The organism is Stenotrophomonas sp. 1278 (assembly GCF_029892765.1).
Taxonomy (GTDB): domain Bacteria; phylum Pseudomonadota; class Gammaproteobacteria; order Xanthomonadales; family Xanthomonadaceae; genus Stenotrophomonas; species Stenotrophomonas indicatrix.
Window position 1 is genome coordinate 83456 of sequence record NZ_JARXWD010000012.1, and the last position, 16179, is coordinate 99634.

At 59.3% G+C, this 16179-nt stretch carries 11 protein-coding genes; 7 read left to right on the forward strand and 4 right to left on the reverse strand.

Annotated features, from left to right (window positions below):
• Nucleotides 1-2: 2 nt before the first annotated feature.
• Nucleotides 3-662, reverse strand: a complete 660-nt coding sequence (locus M2299_RS12395) for an O-methyltransferase (protein ID WP_280884441.1) — start codon at nucleotides 660-662, stop codon at nucleotides 3-5.
• Nucleotides 663-765: 103 nt separating this feature from the next.
• Between M2299_RS12395 and M2299_RS12400 the strand changes: the two genes are divergently transcribed.
• Nucleotides 766-1398 carry a TetR family transcriptional regulator gene (locus M2299_RS12400; RefSeq protein WP_025874904.1) on the forward strand — a complete coding sequence of 211 codons (633 nt, stop codon included), beginning with the start codon at nucleotides 766-768 and terminating at the stop codon, nucleotides 1396-1398.
• A gap of 15 nt (nucleotides 1399-1413) precedes the next feature.
• On the opposite strand, the gene M2299_RS12405 is transcribed toward M2299_RS12400, so the two are convergent.
• Entirely contained in the window at nucleotides 1414-2025 is a 612-nt protein-coding gene (locus M2299_RS12405) for a TetR/AcrR family transcriptional regulator (protein WP_280884442.1), read from the reverse strand.
• A gap of 103 nt (nucleotides 2026-2128) precedes the next feature.
• Here M2299_RS12405 and M2299_RS12410 point away from each other — a divergent pair, with 103 nt between their 5' ends.
• Nucleotides 2129-3205 (forward strand): MBL fold metallo-hydrolase, encoded by a 1077-nt coding sequence (locus M2299_RS12410; RefSeq protein ID WP_280884443.1) that lies wholly within the window; start codon nucleotides 2129-2131, stop codon nucleotides 3203-3205.
• A 21-nt stretch (nucleotides 3206-3226) separates the two neighbouring features.
• Here M2299_RS12410 and M2299_RS20660 read toward each other — a convergent pair whose 3' ends face one another.
• On the reverse strand, nucleotides 3227-3706 hold the full coding sequence (locus M2299_RS20660; RefSeq protein WP_345782462.1) for a DNA-binding protein: 480 nt from the start codon (nucleotides 3704-3706) through the stop codon (nucleotides 3227-3229).
• Between the two features lie 908 nt (nucleotides 3707-4614).
• On the opposite strand from M2299_RS20660, the gene M2299_RS12420 reads away from it, so the two are divergent.
• From M2299_RS12420 to M2299_RS12440, 5 genes are all read left to right on the forward strand, one after another.
• Nucleotides 4615-6645 (forward strand): hypothetical protein, encoded by a 2031-nt coding sequence (locus M2299_RS12420; protein WP_280884445.1) that lies wholly within the window; start codon nucleotides 4615-4617, stop codon nucleotides 6643-6645.
• Between the two features lie 1797 nt (nucleotides 6646-8442).
• Nucleotides 8443-8835, forward strand: coding sequence for a hypothetical protein (locus tag M2299_RS12425; protein ID WP_280884446.1), 393 nt, complete (start codon nucleotides 8443-8445; stop codon nucleotides 8833-8835).
• A gap of 655 nt (nucleotides 8836-9490) precedes the next feature.
• The gene (locus M2299_RS12430) at nucleotides 9491-11572 is read left to right on the forward strand and encodes a hypothetical protein (RefSeq protein WP_280884447.1); all 2082 of its coding nucleotides are present in this window, start codon (nucleotides 9491-9493) and stop codon (nucleotides 11570-11572) included.
• A gap of 922 nt (nucleotides 11573-12494) precedes the next feature.
• On the forward strand, nucleotides 12495-13292 hold the full coding sequence (locus tag M2299_RS12435) for a KilA-N domain-containing protein (RefSeq protein WP_280884448.1): 798 nt from the start codon (nucleotides 12495-12497) through the stop codon (nucleotides 13290-13292).
• A 190-nt stretch (nucleotides 13293-13482) separates the two neighbouring features.
• The gene (locus tag M2299_RS12440; protein ID WP_280884449.1) at nucleotides 13483-14841 is read left to right on the forward strand and encodes a hypothetical protein; all 1359 of its coding nucleotides are present in this window, start codon (nucleotides 13483-13485) and stop codon (nucleotides 14839-14841) included.
• A gap of 524 nt (nucleotides 14842-15365) precedes the next feature.
• Here the strand turns inward: M2299_RS12440 and M2299_RS12445 are convergent.
• The gene (locus tag M2299_RS12445) at nucleotides 15366-16145 is read right to left on the reverse strand and encodes an NAD(P)H-dependent oxidoreductase (RefSeq protein ID WP_088100665.1); all 780 of its coding nucleotides are present in this window, start codon (nucleotides 16143-16145) and stop codon (nucleotides 15366-15368) included.
• Between the last annotated feature and the right edge of the window lie 34 nt (nucleotides 16146-16179).

Here is a 16179-nt window from a genome sequence, read left to right on the forward strand (position 1 = left end):
CTTCAGGCCAGCCGCATCGACAGCTCCACATCGTCGGCGAAGGGCACGGACAGATAGCCCGCATTGCCCGAGCGCATGCGCTGCTGGTAGCGCGGGCTGTCATCGGCGTTGTCGGCGATCACCACTGCGCCCGGGCGCAGCCGCTCGTGCAGCAGCTCCAGCACATCGTCGTACAGCACCTTGGCACCATCGAGCAGCACCAGGTCGATCGTATCGGGCAGGTCCACCGCCAGGGTCTCCAGTGCGTCGCCCACGCGGATCTCGACCAGATCGTCCAGGCCCGCTTCACGCAGGTGGCCGGCGGCACGGCGCGCCTTCTCCGGCTCGAACTCGGTGGTGATCAGGCGGCCGCCGCCGTTGTCACGCAACGCCGCAGCCAGATGGATGCTGGAGATGCCGAACGACGTCCCGAACTCAACGATGCTGCGCGCGCCACTGCTGCGCGCCAGCAGGTACAGCAGGCGGCCGGTGTCCGGCGACACCGGCAGCCACAGGTCCTTCAGCAGCTCGCCATACAGGCGCCGGTATTCGGTGCGGCTGCCCAGCAGGCGCTGCCGCTCTTCGGGGGAGACGGAGGTCAAGGCCGGGCTGAGCGCGCTGTCGGCTTCGGTAAACAGGCGTGCCAGCAGGGGCGCGACCGGGGTCGAGATCAGGGTGGACATGGGCGGGTGTTCCTTGCGATGACGGGGTTAGAATGCGAATGATTCGTCGCAATCAAGAATACGGACGATCCCCGGCTCCGCCTATTCGCATTGGAAAAGCCCCATGTCCGAACGTCGTCCGCCGCAGATTTCCTCGAGAAAACAGCCTCGCCAGTCACGATCGAACGACCTGGTCGCGGCCATTCTCGAAGCCGCTGCTCAGGTTCTGAAGCACGAAGGCGCCCCCCGGTTCACCACCGCGCGGGTGGCCGAACGCGCTGGCGTCAGCGTCGGCTCGCTGTACCAGTACTTTCCCAACAAGGCGGCGATCCTGTTCCGCCTGCAGCGCGACGAGTGGCAGCAGACCGGCGCGATGCTGCGCGACATCCTGCAGGACACACGACAACCGCACCTGCAGCGCCTGCGCACGTTGGTGCATGCCTTCATCGTGTCGGAATGCGAAGAAGCGCAGACCCGTGGCGCGTTGAACGATGCCGCGCCGCTGTACCGCGATGCGCCGGAAGCGCAGGAAGCACGCAGCGAGACCGACGAAGCGATGCTCGTGTTCATGGCCGAGCTGCTGCCGCAGGCCTCGGCGGGCACGCGCCAGCTGGCGGTGGATCTGATCGATACCACGCTGGGTGCCACCGGTCGCGAATTTTCCAGTGAACCGCGCACTGCCGCCGAGATGCGCGTCTATGCCGATGCGGTCGCGGATATGTTCTGCGCCTATCTCAGGCAGCTGGGCGCGCACTGACGTGCAGCCGCCGGCTTACACCGCGTAGAAGCCCAGGAACATCGCCACCGCCGACTCGGCCACGCGCGAGCGTTCGGCCTGCGCCAGCGGCGCCTGGCCCATCGTCACCTGCGGCCAGAACGCGAAGCTCTTCACCAGGCCCTGCAGCTGATGGCCGGCGAATTCCGGATCGACCTGGCGCAGCCGCCCATCGGCAATCGCCGCACGGATCCATGCGCTGACGCCGCTCTCCTTCTCGCCCATGCGGCAGACGATCGCCTGCGCGCGCTCGGGTGAATGGATGATCTCGGCCATCGCCACCCGCGCCAGATCGATGAAGTTGGCATCACCCAGTAGGTCCAGCTTCTGCCGCAGCAGCTGCAGCAGCTGCACATCCAGCGGCTGGTCGGCGCGGTACGGCAGCTCGACGCTGGCCACGCTGCTCTGCCACAGCTCTTCCAGGATCAGCGCGAACAGTTCTTCCTTGCTCGGGAAGTGGTTGTAGACGGTGCGCTTGGAGACACCAGCCACCGCCGCGATGCGGTCCATGCTGGTCGCCTCGTAGCCGGCCGAACGGAACTCTTCCACCGCCGCGCGGACGATGGCCTCGCGCTTGCGGTCGGTAAGGCGTTGCGGGGTACGGGGCATGGCGGAACCAGACAGCTGAACGGATGCCACCATTTTACACCCAGCAGTGTACTTTCTGAAATCCGGAAACTACACTGTGCAGTGTACCCTGCGGACGTCACCCATGAAGCGCCTGCTCCTTGTCCTCCTGCTCGGAATCCTCGCCGTGACCGCTTATACCTTCTGCAAATCCTGGTCCCTCCCCGACTTCCCCGATTCGCCGCAGTACCGCGAAGGCAAGTTCCGCAATGCCGTGCCGAAACCGGCAATGGGCCTGCGTGATGGCCTGGAGATCTGGTGGACCTTCCTGTTCAACAAGCCCAAGGGCACCGTGCCCGACCACCCCATCCCGGTGCAGGCGCTGGACCGCGCCACCCTGGACGCGGCGCCCGACCGCAGCCTGTTCCGGCTGGGGCATTCGACGATCCTGCTGAAGCTGCGCGGCCAGTACTGGTTGACCGATCCGGTGTTCTCCGAACGCGCCTCACCGGTGCAATGGATGGGCCCGGCACGCTTCCATGCGCCGCCGATCAGCATCGACGAACTGCCGCCGATCGCCGGCGTCATCCTCTCGCACAACCACTACGACCACCTCGACCACGCGGCGGTAATGAAGCTGGCCGGCAAGACCGCGCGCTTCATCGCACCGCTGGGTGTGGGCGACCAGCTGATTGCCTGGGGCGTGGATGCAGCCAAGGTCGAGCAACTGGACTGGTGGCAGTCCACCGAAGCCGCTGGCCTGCGCCTGACCGCAACCCCCGGCCAGCATTTCTCCGGCCGCGGCCTGGGTGACAGCGATCGCAGCCTGTGGTCGTCGTGGGTGATCCAGGACGGCAACTTCCGCATCTTCTTCAGCGGCGACACCGGCTACTTCGACGGCTTCAAGGCCATCGGCGAGAAGTACGGTCCGTTCGACCTGACGATGATCGAAACCGGTGCCTACGATCAACGGTGGGCGTTCGTGCACATGCAGCCCGAACAGACCCTGCAGGCGCACCTGGACCTGCGTGGCAAGTGGCTGCTGCCGATCCACAACGGCACCTTCGACCTGGCCCTGCACGAGTGGCAGCAACCGTTCGAACGCATCAGCGCATTGGCTGCCACAAAGAACGTGCCGGTGGCCACGCCGATGATGGGCGAGGCACTGGACATGCAATCACCGACCGCTGGTACGCGCTGGTGGGAGCGTGTGCAACTGTAACGGCCTGTCGCGCAGCGACCCTCAGCCGGGATGCTGAACCAGCCGTTCCTGCTCCTTCGCTACATTGATCTGCAGCGCCGCAGCAGCGAGCTCCGCCAGCTCGCTGCTGACCTTCTGGCTGCCGCGCGCCTGCATCCACGAAAGAATATCGGCCAGATGCCAGATCGACGCGCTGCCTTCGTGCACCGGTGCCGGAAACGTCTGCGGGTGCGCGAGCAGCAACTTGCGCATGTTCTGCCGTGACATGCCCAGCAGATCAGCGACATCCGTCAGCCCAACCAGATCGGGACTGACTTCGATCAGCTCGGCACCGGGTACGGCTTGTCGTACATCTGCAAGCGCGGAAAGTACGGCCTCCCGGGCGCTGGGCGCCTGACGGCAGAATTCAAGCGCCAGCCTTGCCGGGCTCCCTACACCCAGCAGTGCATCTCCACATCCAGCATCGAGCAGGTGCCGTTCGAGGACGTAGCCATGTCCCCATAGTTCCTGCCGATTGCACAAACTATGGGAGCGATCACCTACACAAACTATGGGAACAAATCCGCGCTCGGATAAGGGACCGCTGCACACTGTTCTTCTGCTCACCCTGCTTGGCAGGGCTGAATGGCGAAGCCCGATGGCCACACACCGAGCCTACTCCATCTCTGATCGGATGGTCGATTCACTGAAGCTACCTGAAAAACGACGCGCTCAACTGTTTCAAGCGCGATCTATAGCGCTCAATTGCCGATCTCAGCAATGCAGCTACGCTGACCGCATACTGCATCTATAGAGCCCGCAGAAGCCCGCCGGTTGCGCCGCAGCCGGATCAACGAAGGTGCACATTTCCGCTCGATCAAGAGCTAAGCTAGAACCGATGATGTTGGAGATGGCTGAAGTAGAGTCCTCTTTCGCTTGAGTTTTACCTCTTGATCAGGATGCCGCGATGGACCCTTTCGAGTCTTGGACTACTTTTCAGCAAATGAGCCTATTTGCGGGCATCGTTATCTTCTATTGTGTCGCCTTGACGGCTCTTGCTGTTTGGGTTGCCCACCGTCAAAACTGCAGATACGAGGCAGAGCGCCTCCGAAGGCAGCGACGAAAGCGCCGAAGAAAGGCGCAGCCATGAAACTTAGGGCCCTGGGGTCCATTCTCGTGCTATAGAACTCCCTTAGCCGAGTTAGAGCCGAAACTGCTTGTCCACGCGCATCGTCTTGCTGTCCTCGCCAGCCGATCAATAGATGCCAGAGCTTAGAGCAGCGCAAGCGCAAGTCGGCTTCTGTCCACCACCAGTGGGGGCTGTTCGAGTGAAGCGCCGTAACCATCGGAGGAATGGACTGGTATCGCAACGTACTCGGCGTGGTGGCCGCCCCGAAATTCTCGCACTGTGCGCGGTACCATGATTCACCGGAAATGGAGTTACGGCTGAGATGGCTATTGTGCAGGATGTACGAAACAAGCTATTGGCAGGGCCGACCACCAGGCAGTTCGATCTCAAGGTGTGGTTGAGTAGAGGTACCCAGGATGACTGTACTCTTGATGACCTCGAAGTCGTCACCATTGGCTTGACTATTCATCAATCTCTTGGGGCGCTCCGAGAGAAGCTTGCATTCATTACCCGAAAAGACCTTTCCCCCGGGCTCAGGACACACGCTTTTGTCGCGCTCTGCAATCGCGAGTGTCTTCTCGCGCATGTGATCGCTCTAGAAAGTGCGATTCAGTTGACTGCTGACACGGGCCTGTCGACCGATCAGATTGCCACTCAGAAGATGGAGCTCCCAGGCGGATCCTACACAGCGGATGAGGTCTGCGAAGTCGCGGTCGACGTGACTGAAGCACTGCTCCGGATGTGCCCCGCATTGAACGCCGAGTCACTTCAGCCCATAGCAGATCTGCCGTGGAATTACATTGTACGCGACTTCAAGATCGCCAACGCCTACGTTTGTGTCGAAGACCTCTGGTTAGACGTCATCTGGAATGACACTCGACAGCTGAGATCGCAACCCACATACGCCTTTGGCCCGACCGATATGGACAGGGAGGCGTCGAAAGTTGTTGCTGATCACCGCCACTTCATGACGACCACGCAAGCTCACAACATCAACTATCTCGCGATCAAGGACCTGATCGCTTCAGGGAACATCGCTCTACCGAGCACTCGCCAACTGGAGGGCAGCGTTGGCCTTGACGGTCGCGTCCAGCTGGATTTTTCTCCGGGAGGATCAGAAACAGCTGCGCACTTCAGAGCCGTACGATCGATGGTGCCTAAGTACTATCAGAAGATCGTTGTGGAGCAGGCACCGCAAGGTTTGAAGTTGAACGTAGATCGCGTTCTGGAGGCCTATCTCCTATTGGGAACACTGGCAGAGTCCATTGCGCGACCTGCGAAGCAGCAGCTGCAGAAGGAAAGGAACGAAGGTGTGTTCTGTGTCGATTGGGCCGCCATGGCTCCGCCTGTGTCCAGAGTTGACCTTGTCCTTGCGTTACAGGAGGGCCTTGCGATATCGGGCGATGAAGCAGATGAGCTCATTGAGTTCCTGACCTATCGGCGCCCCAAGGGTAATTCGCCCGACTCACAATCAGGAGGCCTCTGGGCTGCGCCGTTGGTCAAACTCGATAGCAACAGTGTTGCCATCTGCTGCCACACTTTGATCCATCCGAACTTCCGGTGGCTTATGGACGTTTGGCTTAGGAACATCGGCTTCCCGCTAGATGTGCGGGGAACTGCGTTCGAAGAATTTGCTAGGTCATCCATCAACGCGAAGATCGAGGAATCCGCACTCGCGGAGGTGTCCGCCATCTGCAGCTCTTCTTTCGAATTCTCGCCGCCTCATGGTCGAAAAGAAGAAGTCGATCTGCTTATTGTGGTTGGCAACGCACTGCTGATTGGGGAGGCCAAGTGCTTTCTGCAGCCGGTCTCACCGGTGGATCGGCGCAATCATCGAGAAAAGGTACTGGACGCGGTAACGCAAGTAGCCCGGAAAGCTGATGCAGCCCGCTCAGCGCCAGACGAGCTGAGGCGAAGAGCAAAAGAGCTGGGCGTTATTATTCCGGCCGGCGCCGACATTTTGCCTGTGGTCGTGTTGAACCACGCTATCGGGGCCGGGGAGACCATCGATGGCGTACCCGTTGTGGACCTGCGCATCTTGGAGATGTTCTTCGAAGGATCCATGATGTGGATGGCTGATATTTCACCAACTGGGGCAATTGAGTCGAGCATGTCGGAAAGATTCTATAGCTCTTCGGCAGATGCTTCCGCCAAACTCGGTCCATACCTGAAAAATCCACCACAGGTCCGTCATCTCAAAGAAGCAGTCAGGCCCCGCTCGACTGACATGCTGCTGCCGTTGGCGCCACATGACGTCGCTACCCGCCTCCACCTTCAGATTGACGCGGATCTCCTGTCGAGCGCTGCCGAACGGGGCGTGCACGGAGCTACTCGCGAAGTTGATGGCCAATGACTCCACCGGCCGTCCGAAGCGAAACCTATGCCCTCCGAGATTCGCATTCGACCAAGATCCGTAGCGGGCTGCAGCGGTCCCCGTCGAGCCTTTGGCAATGGTCAGTGCAGATCCGGCAGATCCTGGCCGGAATCCCTTTGGGTGAGCTGGATTCGCTCACGGCCTGCACATCTGATGGGAGTAAACCTTCACCCATACCGGATCAAAAAGTACCGCTTGTTTTGCAGGCGGCGCCCGCTTCTGGCCGTAGGGCGCTATCGACCCAATGCGGCCCCTTGGCGGCCTAATCAAACCAAGCCGTTGAAGCTGTAGCGCAGATCGCCATTTTTGTCTCGTGCAATGGCCAAAGAACTATGCAAATCCTTTCGTTTGATCCTGACAGGCCCGACACTTGGTCCGAACATTTGCGCTCGACACTGATCGCTTCGCGCCAGTGGTCTGAGCCTTGGTTCAATGAACGTCCCGGAAGGGCCGGCACCTACGACCGGCTACACGAGTTTTTGACCCCTGAGCTACGACGCTACGCTCTGCGTGGGTGGCACTGCACGCGATTGCTTGACACTGAGGTTCATAAAATCCTTAACGAAGGGCTTCAAGTGCTGTCTGAAGACCTTCTATTAAAGCGAATCGACGCTGCGCATGCAGCGGATGAGTTGACAAATGAGGTGGCAGCTCGATTGCAAGCCGGCAACGTTGCGGGTCAACGGAATCGTAGGCGACAACTCTGGTTCGGATTCTCGAGTGACTTGCCAGACGAGTCGGCGATTGGTCCTCTTCTGCGAAACTGGGGCGGAGAAGCCATGTACTGGGCGCTTGCGAATGACGGGAAAATTGCGCCCGTGTTGCAGAGCCTGGGAAGGCCCACGGTTATCGATGCTTGGGTGCCAATATCCGGTTTGCGCGCAGTCCAAAGGCTTGTGGATTTGGTTTGCCAAGTGGATCTTCAGACCGCTGGATTGCTTGAGCATCCTGAGGTCGGGAACTATGAGGATTACTCGACAGAACCTGTTCCGGCGGAGAACATCATTGCGATCACCCAGTATCCAGGAACAGACTTTGAGCGTCGTACCCGTTGCCTAGCATGGAGAGAGGCGTTGAAGTAGGCGGCAACCAACGAGCTAGGTGCTAGAAGGGACTGCCGCATCTGCATTGCCCCCAATATCCGTTACTGGCCGAAAGCAGACGTGCCGGCGCGAGGCCGCGCGACCGAAAATGCTAGAGTCCGCTATCCACCCATAGCAGATACTGTCGTCTGAGCTCGAAGGTAAGATAGGCCATAGCTCCCGCTAACGATCACGATCCGCTCGAAACCCGGAACCAACACTACGTGCCCCAGTTCTGGCAGCGACGATTCGGGCCCGGAAATGGAGAAGTCTGGTCCCTACAAGACAACCGCACGAAGAAGGTCGGCCCGAAGAAGTTAATGAGTCAGGATTGGCTCTACACGATCTATGACGCGGGGGGGCGCCCCTCCAATGCGTTGGAGCGTGCGGCGGGTCACTTCGAGGCCAGGGCAGCGAAGGCGTTCTCGAATTTGGACACGCTAGGTGCAGTGGGCTCGGTAGAGGACCAGATCTTCCTTCGATGGTTCGTGGCCTTCAGCGCTTGTCGACATCCGGACACCTTGAACATGGGCCACCGCAGGTCGAAAGAGCTCGCTGTCGCGCTGGCTGACGCGTTCAATCAGTCTCTGAGTGAGATCAGGTCAGCTTGAGCAACTATGGGGTCGGGCCTGAGGAAGCTGCGTGTACCTACGACTTCATTCGGGGACGGGATGAGGAAGCGTTACTTGAGGAGATGGACGATGTGCTCACCCGGCCTCCGAACGACCCAATCTTGCCCTCGCAGATCGCGCTCGATCCACAAACGATTGAGCGCGTCTTCTTCCAACTGGCGCGGCACAGCGTAGAGATCCTGGACGCTCCGGTCGGAACGGCCTTCGTGTTGGGAGACACTCCGTTTCCACCCGACCTCGGCTCGGGGTTCACCTTGCCTATCTCGAGCGGACTGGCCCTTCGGTGGAGTTCCGCGGACGGCGAGATGCTTCCCGATTGGACGCGCCGGCTCGCGACGCCAACCGAGGTGGCTGAAACGAATCGGGTTCAAGCGGACAACGCGGCCTGCGTCTTGATTGCGCAGGCGGAAGCTGACCTATTGCCCTTCAAGTCTTGTCCAAACTTGGGTGCCTAGTAGCTGCTCAGCGCGTCTGCGTCCACATACATAGCTGCTCGACTCTTATCGACGGGCTATGCAGTTCGATATGTCCGCTCCTGTCCGATAGCAACAGGCAGGGAGACGTCGCAGTGAGCATGGCAAGGACAGACCATGTCGGCAATGACGCAACAGCGACATTGCTGCCGTGGTGGGGTGAGCAAGGATTGCACGCACATGACCAACCTATGGCTGCACTATGGCACGCGCGGCACATGTGGGTCGCAACGACGGGTTGTCCCCAGTAGAGTTCGACAGGCAGTACGCACTAAACGGCTGACGACCGTCTACGAAACCCTGTGCGATTCACTGGACGATTCGACGATCGCGAACAGCTGTCGACTGGCGTGCTAAGGCTCAACCTGTTCCTTCGTCAGCGCGGATCTTGTCGAAATCCGCGCGAACATCCTCCATCGTCGCAAGGCGCGTGTATATGAACAATCCTGCTTACTAGGTAAGTTATACCTGTGGCTGGCAATGAACGGGCATGATCGTCCTCTGACCATGGGTCCGAGGAAAATTTTCAGCAATCTACCTTGGCACCTGGCGAACCGCTAGCCTTGCTTGGTGCACGCTTCCACGCGAGTACCGCGCGACAACCGAAGGGCGATCTGCACGAATAAGGATTTCAACCATGGCAGGTAAACGGCAGCACTACATTCCCCGCTTCCTTCAACGAGGCTTTCTCGCCTCGGATCGAGAGGAACGTGATGGCGAATGCACTTGGTGGCACTTCCGAGGTAATCCTCCTCGCAAACTAGCTATTAGCCACGTCGGCGTTCGAGAGCACTTCTACTCAAGGGCTGCTACGAACGGCGAGCGCACACTGGACGACGTAATTACCGATCAGGAGTCGCGTGTGCAGTCGGACCTGCAGTATGCGCGCATCTCACTGGCAGGGGATCAGCTCGACGCCGAACGGATCGGCGCACTTGTAACTCATCTGGTTCTCAGGACCGCGTACATTCGCTCCGCCTTGGGTGACGCAGGCGAAAAGATTACACAAGCGATGCTCAACAGCGTGGGGAGCCCGGCTGGCCTTCGCAAACTGCTAGACGTTGATGCCCCAACTCCAACTGCTCAAGTGCGAGCCATAACGTCAGGTGTGGTCGAGCGCTTGGAAGCAGAGGGCCACGACGTTATCCCGGCGCTCCTGGAGCGCACGCTTGCGTATCATGTTCGTGAAAACTTTGAAGATTTCATTCCGGAGTTCGACTGGACGTTCGGTGGGGTGCAAGCAGAAATTGTCAGGCAACTCCCCGTGATCATCGCTCGCTCTCACCAAGCCACGCTGGCAGAAGGCAATTTTGGCGCTTGGGATAGCGCCCTTTCCAAGCTCGCCTGGACTAAGGCTTCTCTGCAATCGGTGATCTTGCCCGATTGCATCGCTGTTGCGCGTTCAAGCAAGATGGATTGGGCTCCCCTGTTGCTAGTTGGCACCCAGGACCTGGATGCATGTATCCTTCCGCTGGACGATTCCAGTGTGCTGATTGGGGCGGCCAGCGAGGGAGTGTCTGTTTCCGCCGGCGAGCTCAGTGAAATCTGCGCCGCCTGCAGCGATGATTTTTTCATCGCCGCATCGCCGATGCCAGAACTATCCGGGGCACTAGGTCGACGTTCCGGCCAAGCCGTGGTCCACTTGGTGCAAGATGCTGTGGAGGACGTTCAGTCGTCAGTTCATCCACCGTCGTTCCCGCGCGTAGCGCCATCGCCATCGCCATCGCCGCCTGCACCGCGTCTGCGTGAGTACACACTTAGCATGCCAGCCGATTTGGGCGAGGAGCATGCGGTATTGCTGACTAAGGCCGTGCGGGAATCGGTCGAGGATTTCTCCGCTGTCTTTCCCCTTCACATGCTCGATGGCATCACGATCGCACGGAACTATGCCCAGACGCTGCAGGAGCTGGACATGGGTGATCCCCGACTGCCGGCGCAAACAAGCAGCCCGCGGCCTGACGGCGTCGGCGTGGGTAGATGCGTGAGCGTTTCTCGAAACGGCATTAAAAAACAACACATCGTGCTCGGCTGGCCGGTCGCACAAGGCTTGCTGTCAGACCGACCTGACGCGCAGCGCGCCTCAATTCACACCATGGCTAAGATGCTGGTGTCGGCGAGCCTCAGTGAAAGGCATGTCCTTCAGGATAGTGAAGGTACATGCCCGGCCGGGCCATTCACGCACATCCTGCATCGCGCAATCTCCACGGTTCCGAGCCAGTACTACATTTCACGTGCGACGGCCTCCGTCGATACGGAGGCGAGCGCTCGCTATGCAGCTTTTATCAAAGGGTATGTCCCTGACATCATCGTGGCGTTGCAACAGGCGCACGTGAGGTATCAAGCCTCCGAAGATGTCAACGAGCTGCTGGAAACTGCACTTAGTTATGTTGGCCCACTCATCGAGCATGTGGCGCAGTGGTGTGGCCACGTCGATGGCCATAAAAAGTCGAGTGGTGACCCACACAGCTCTGGAGCCACTGCGGGGGGGCACGAACCCATCCAGGCAGCCTTGGCACCGCTGCAGCTAGGCAGATGGTCGAGCCTACTCCATGGTGATCTGCGCACGCTTTTCGAAGTGCCTGAGAATTTCACCACTGAAGGCGTGTATGCGCTCACAAGCCATCTGGAGCGTGCGCTCTGGTCTGTCGGGATTCACCCATGGCCAATGGACGACGGTCAGATGTACGTGACGGTGGGCGCGCCGCCCTGTCCACCCTAAGACGCTTTGCGCAGATTGATGGATGGACTCCCTTCAAGATGCCGTGTCCCGATTCAGTATCGGCCTGGCTCATCGAAGCCGCGTGATGACTAGGGAAAAGGGGCATCCCATCATTCAAGCCGAAGCCGCTTAGCGGCTCGGCTTAATTCAGGCGTTGGACGTCCGCTTCTGGCCGGAAGCGGACGCTCGGTGCGCGCTCATGGAGTAGGCGCGATCTCCGGAAGAGGCGGCAAGCGGCCAGGTGTTGGCTGCGGTCTTACGCCCTAGAAAGGCGCTAGTTCAGTTCCGCGAGCCTGTTGAAGCAGCAAGTCAGTACGACTAGTCAAGCCAAGATGGCCACAGTCAACCAAGGGCACCTAGATCGATCTGCCGTAAACGTTTCGGCTCGGGCGCCCGTCGCTTAGCGGAAGAAGGTCACGACCGCCCGCCTCAAAAATTATCCACAGAAATATCCACAGCCGACAGGGTGCAGACCCAGTGAATCTGTCATTGTTCCACTTCAGGAGAACGCTGTATTGCCAAAATGGCGCTTTTCAGGCTTGACTGCGCACATCGTTTTGGCAGTTCCACCTGCATTATTTTTCGCACGGCTGTCAATGCGCGCCCAAACCTTTGTGGCACAACGGTTTCGAGAATTTCACTACATTTGGCGTTGACGACGCTAAATGGCCTCACTATCTTGTGGCCGTCGGGACTCCCCGGCCACCGTCGGGGCAATAAAAAGCCCCACCTAGTTGGCGCTAGGCAGGGCGGTGTTACGCAAGCAGTGCCGAGCAGGGCAACAACTTACCTAGAAGTAACGGAGCGAATCATACGCCGTATGACATACGTGTCAATTGATCGTTACTAACGATTTGTGACGTGCGTCGTAGTTCCGCTAGTTGAGGCCAAGGCTCGCCTGCCAAACAAAAGGCAAGTCGAGATGACCAACAACACCCAGCAGCTGTCGCTGCACCTGATCCATCGACAGATGGAGAACACCCTGATTGAGCAGCGCAAGCTCGATGGGTACATCAATGCAACCGCCATGTGTCAGGCGGTCGGCAAGCGTCTTGGGCACTACTTTGAGAACGCCACTACGGCCGCCTTTCTGGGAGAGCTTTCGACCGATGTCGGAATCCCGACATCGCTTCTCGTTCAAGTAGTTAAGGGCGGATCTGGCCCGCAGGGTACCTGGGTGCACCCGGACGTCGCCGTCCACTTGGCTCAGTGGCTCTCGCCGAAGTTTGCCGTAGCTGTGGCACGTTGGGTACGCGAGTGGCTATCTGGGCGCCAGCCTAGTGGCGCTCCTGCGCCTGGCCTCCCGCATCACATCCAGCGCTACCTTGCCAACAAGGACCGAGTTCCCTACACGCACTTCTCTATCCTGAGCGAGTTGGCGATTTCTTTGATCGCCCCCCTCGAGGCCCGTGGCTACACGCTGCCCGAACGCATGGTCCCTGACATCTCTGAAGGCAAGATGTTCGCCAAGTGGCTGCGAGATCAAGGGGTGGACACGTCCAAGATGCCCACCTACAAGCATCGCTATGCAGACGGGCGCGTCTGCGATGCAAAGATGTACCCAGTTGGATACCTCCATGCATTCCGCCTTCACTTTAACGAAGTCTGGTTGCCCAACAAGGCTCACCAGTACTTCCGCGAGCGTGACCCCGCGGCGCTTCCCTATCTGGATAAGATTCTGCTCGAAGCACCTGGCGCGACAGGGCTGCCTGCCGCTTGATCTGTACGGTCCCTGCCCAGAGCGGGCAGGGATCTTTATGACCATCCAGGATCTCCGCGGGGCAATGTCTGGCATGGGCTGAAGCCGGACCTGTAAGAGCAAGATTCTATGAGTGAGGTCCGGTTGCGGCCGGCATCGCAAATTGACGAATCAAGCAGTCGCAATAGGTACCTACCAGTCAAGGAACGACATGAGCGAGCCCAAAATCCCAGAGAAGATCGAGAAACGACTCAGGCTTAGGTCGCTGCGGCCTGACTTGGAACCCTTGGCTAGGGATTTGGTAGAGCTCGCGTGTGCCGGGAGTCGCGAGCTATGGGGTGAGCTGAGTCCGGAACGGATGAAGGACGACGCAAACCTGCGGCGCAAGTTTCACGAGCTGGCACATGGAGGAATGTTTGCTGCCCAAGAGAAGATGGCCGACCGTATTACCAACGGGGAGCCGCTGGATGTCTCCGAGCAACTGCTGTTTCGCGCAATCGCTGACACCATCGCGTGGGGAATGCTAGGCGGCCAGTTGTGCTATGCCCGCCGCATCTACAAGTCTCATAGTCAGCCTGATCTGTCTCAGTCAAATTTCGAGTCCGTACTTCGTATGGCCCGAGAGCTTCGGGAGCAAGACCCTGGCTGCATGCCACTCATTACCGACTTGACCTCCTTTGTCCAGGTGGGCGACATCTTGAGCATCTCGGCGGACCAGCGCATGTCGTACATCGAGGTCAAGGAAGGAAAGCGTAACAAGCAAGTCATGGACCTTGCGATGTTCTACGAAGCCTCTGGACGTGAGGCCTTCCGCGAGATCGTCAAGAAGACAGAGAGTGCGAAAACCGTAAAGCAGATGGAGCGCATACTACGTCAGAAGGCCCGCATGACTCACTTGCGACATGTCATGACCACGGGTAAGGCGACGGACCCAGACACAGGAGAGGAAGTCCGAATTCCAGCGCCCTTCTTTGAGATAGCAAGTTGGAATGAGTCGCTGGTGAGCCTAACCGAGAAGGCGAAAGTGGCGCAGAGCTGGGCCTATGATGTGAAGGGGCCCATCTTCATGGGCGCCTACGCAGGCGATATGGCTCCACGCGGGCACCTGATGTTTCTCATGGCGTTGAGTATTGAGGGGGATGTGGAGCAGGACTACCACATCATTCGCTTGGCAGATTGCATGCACGTGCCTCTTGCACCGCCGGTGTTCTCTGGTGTTCTGGCGGACGAGATCAAGATGGATCTGCTTTTCGGCCGCATGAATGTCTGCATCGCAGTTTCAATACCGCGATTAGTCGAAGTGTGTGAGATGGCAGGGATGAACGTGCGCTATGCAACACGGAAGGAGCTTGGGCGAGCGAAGGTAGCTGGTGTCGAGCCAATCGTCCATCGAGGCAAGGGGTTGATGTTCTCACTCGATGGCAAGGAAATGATGCTGCTGGCGGGTGTGATCCTCCGAGCCCTATTCCATGGTCAGCAGCCCGAATCCGTCTTGCGACACTACTTAGAGAACGACGAGCTAACTGACCCGGACAAAGTGGAGACTGGTCTCGCTGTAGAAAACGAGTAAGGGGGAACCAAATGCTAACCAGGATTGATCAACTTTCAGGAATTGGCCTGTTCGCAGCAGCAGGCCCGAGCCCAGATTTCTCCAAGGTCACGTTGATGTTCGGCGAGAACGGGCGAGGTAAGTCAACACTCGCCGCAATCCTGAGGTCTTGCGGCGAAGGAAACGGCGCCCACCTAACGTCGCGAGCAACCCTGGGCATGACCTTAGATCAGACCGCCACATTGTCGTTCACATCCAGTGGTGGTCAGCAACAACTGTTGCTGAGTGAAGGCACATGGAACGGCTCCTACTCAAACCTTGTGGTTTTCGACGCAGATTTTGTAGCCAAGAACGTATACGCGGGTCAAGAAATTTCCTCCGACCACCGAGCCAGCTTTCTTGATTTCGCACTTGGCGAAGAGGCAGTAGCCGCAAGGAGAGAACATGAAAATTATGCAGAACCCATCCGCGCGACCAACCGCGAGCACCGCCAGACTGCCGAACCTACAGAATCTCCGTCGCGTTTCCAGAGGCGAATGCGCCACTCACAGTTCGAGGTGAACTCCCAACCCTGCCTCACCCTCGGCCAACTCAGGCCGCAGGCTCAGTGCAGGGATCAGATAATCACCGCCGTTCTGCCGCCGGTAGGCAATCACCGGATCGCTCGCCAGCCCATCCAGCCGCGCGCCCAGCCCCTCCAGCACGCCAGGCAAGGACGCCTCATCGATACGGCTGCTGCGGTAGATCACATGCGCGGGCAGCACGTCAAAGCCGGGATAGAACAGGATGCCGTGCTGGATCGGGAACAACACATCGTCGATCGGCCCATTGATGCCGCGCGGACCGTAATGCGACTCCCAGCCACCGGTGGTGACCACCAGCATCGCGCGCTTGCCGGACATCGCGCCCTCGCCGTAGCGGTCGCCCCAATGCCGGTCGGAGTGTTCGCCCACGCCATAGGCAAAACCATAGGCATACACGCGATCCACCCAACCCTTCAGGATGGCTGGCATCGAGAACCACCACAGCGGGAACTGCAGGATGACCGCATCGGCCCAGCGCAGCTTTTCCTGTTCGGCGGCGATGTCGGCGCTCTGCCGGCCGGTCCTGAAGGCGTCGCGCGAATCCAGTGACGCGTGGAACGGCACCGAAGGATCCCGCCCGGGGTGATCGTCGGCATCGATCTGCGCCTTCCATTGCATGGCATGCAGGTCGGACACCTGCACGGTGTGGCCGGCGCGTTGCAGGTGCTCGACGGTGAAGGCCTTCAGGGTGCCATTGAGCGAGGTGGGTTCGGGGTGGGCGTAGACAAGCAGAACGTTCATGGTGGTACCAGGGAGGGAATGCCGGCCATGTTGG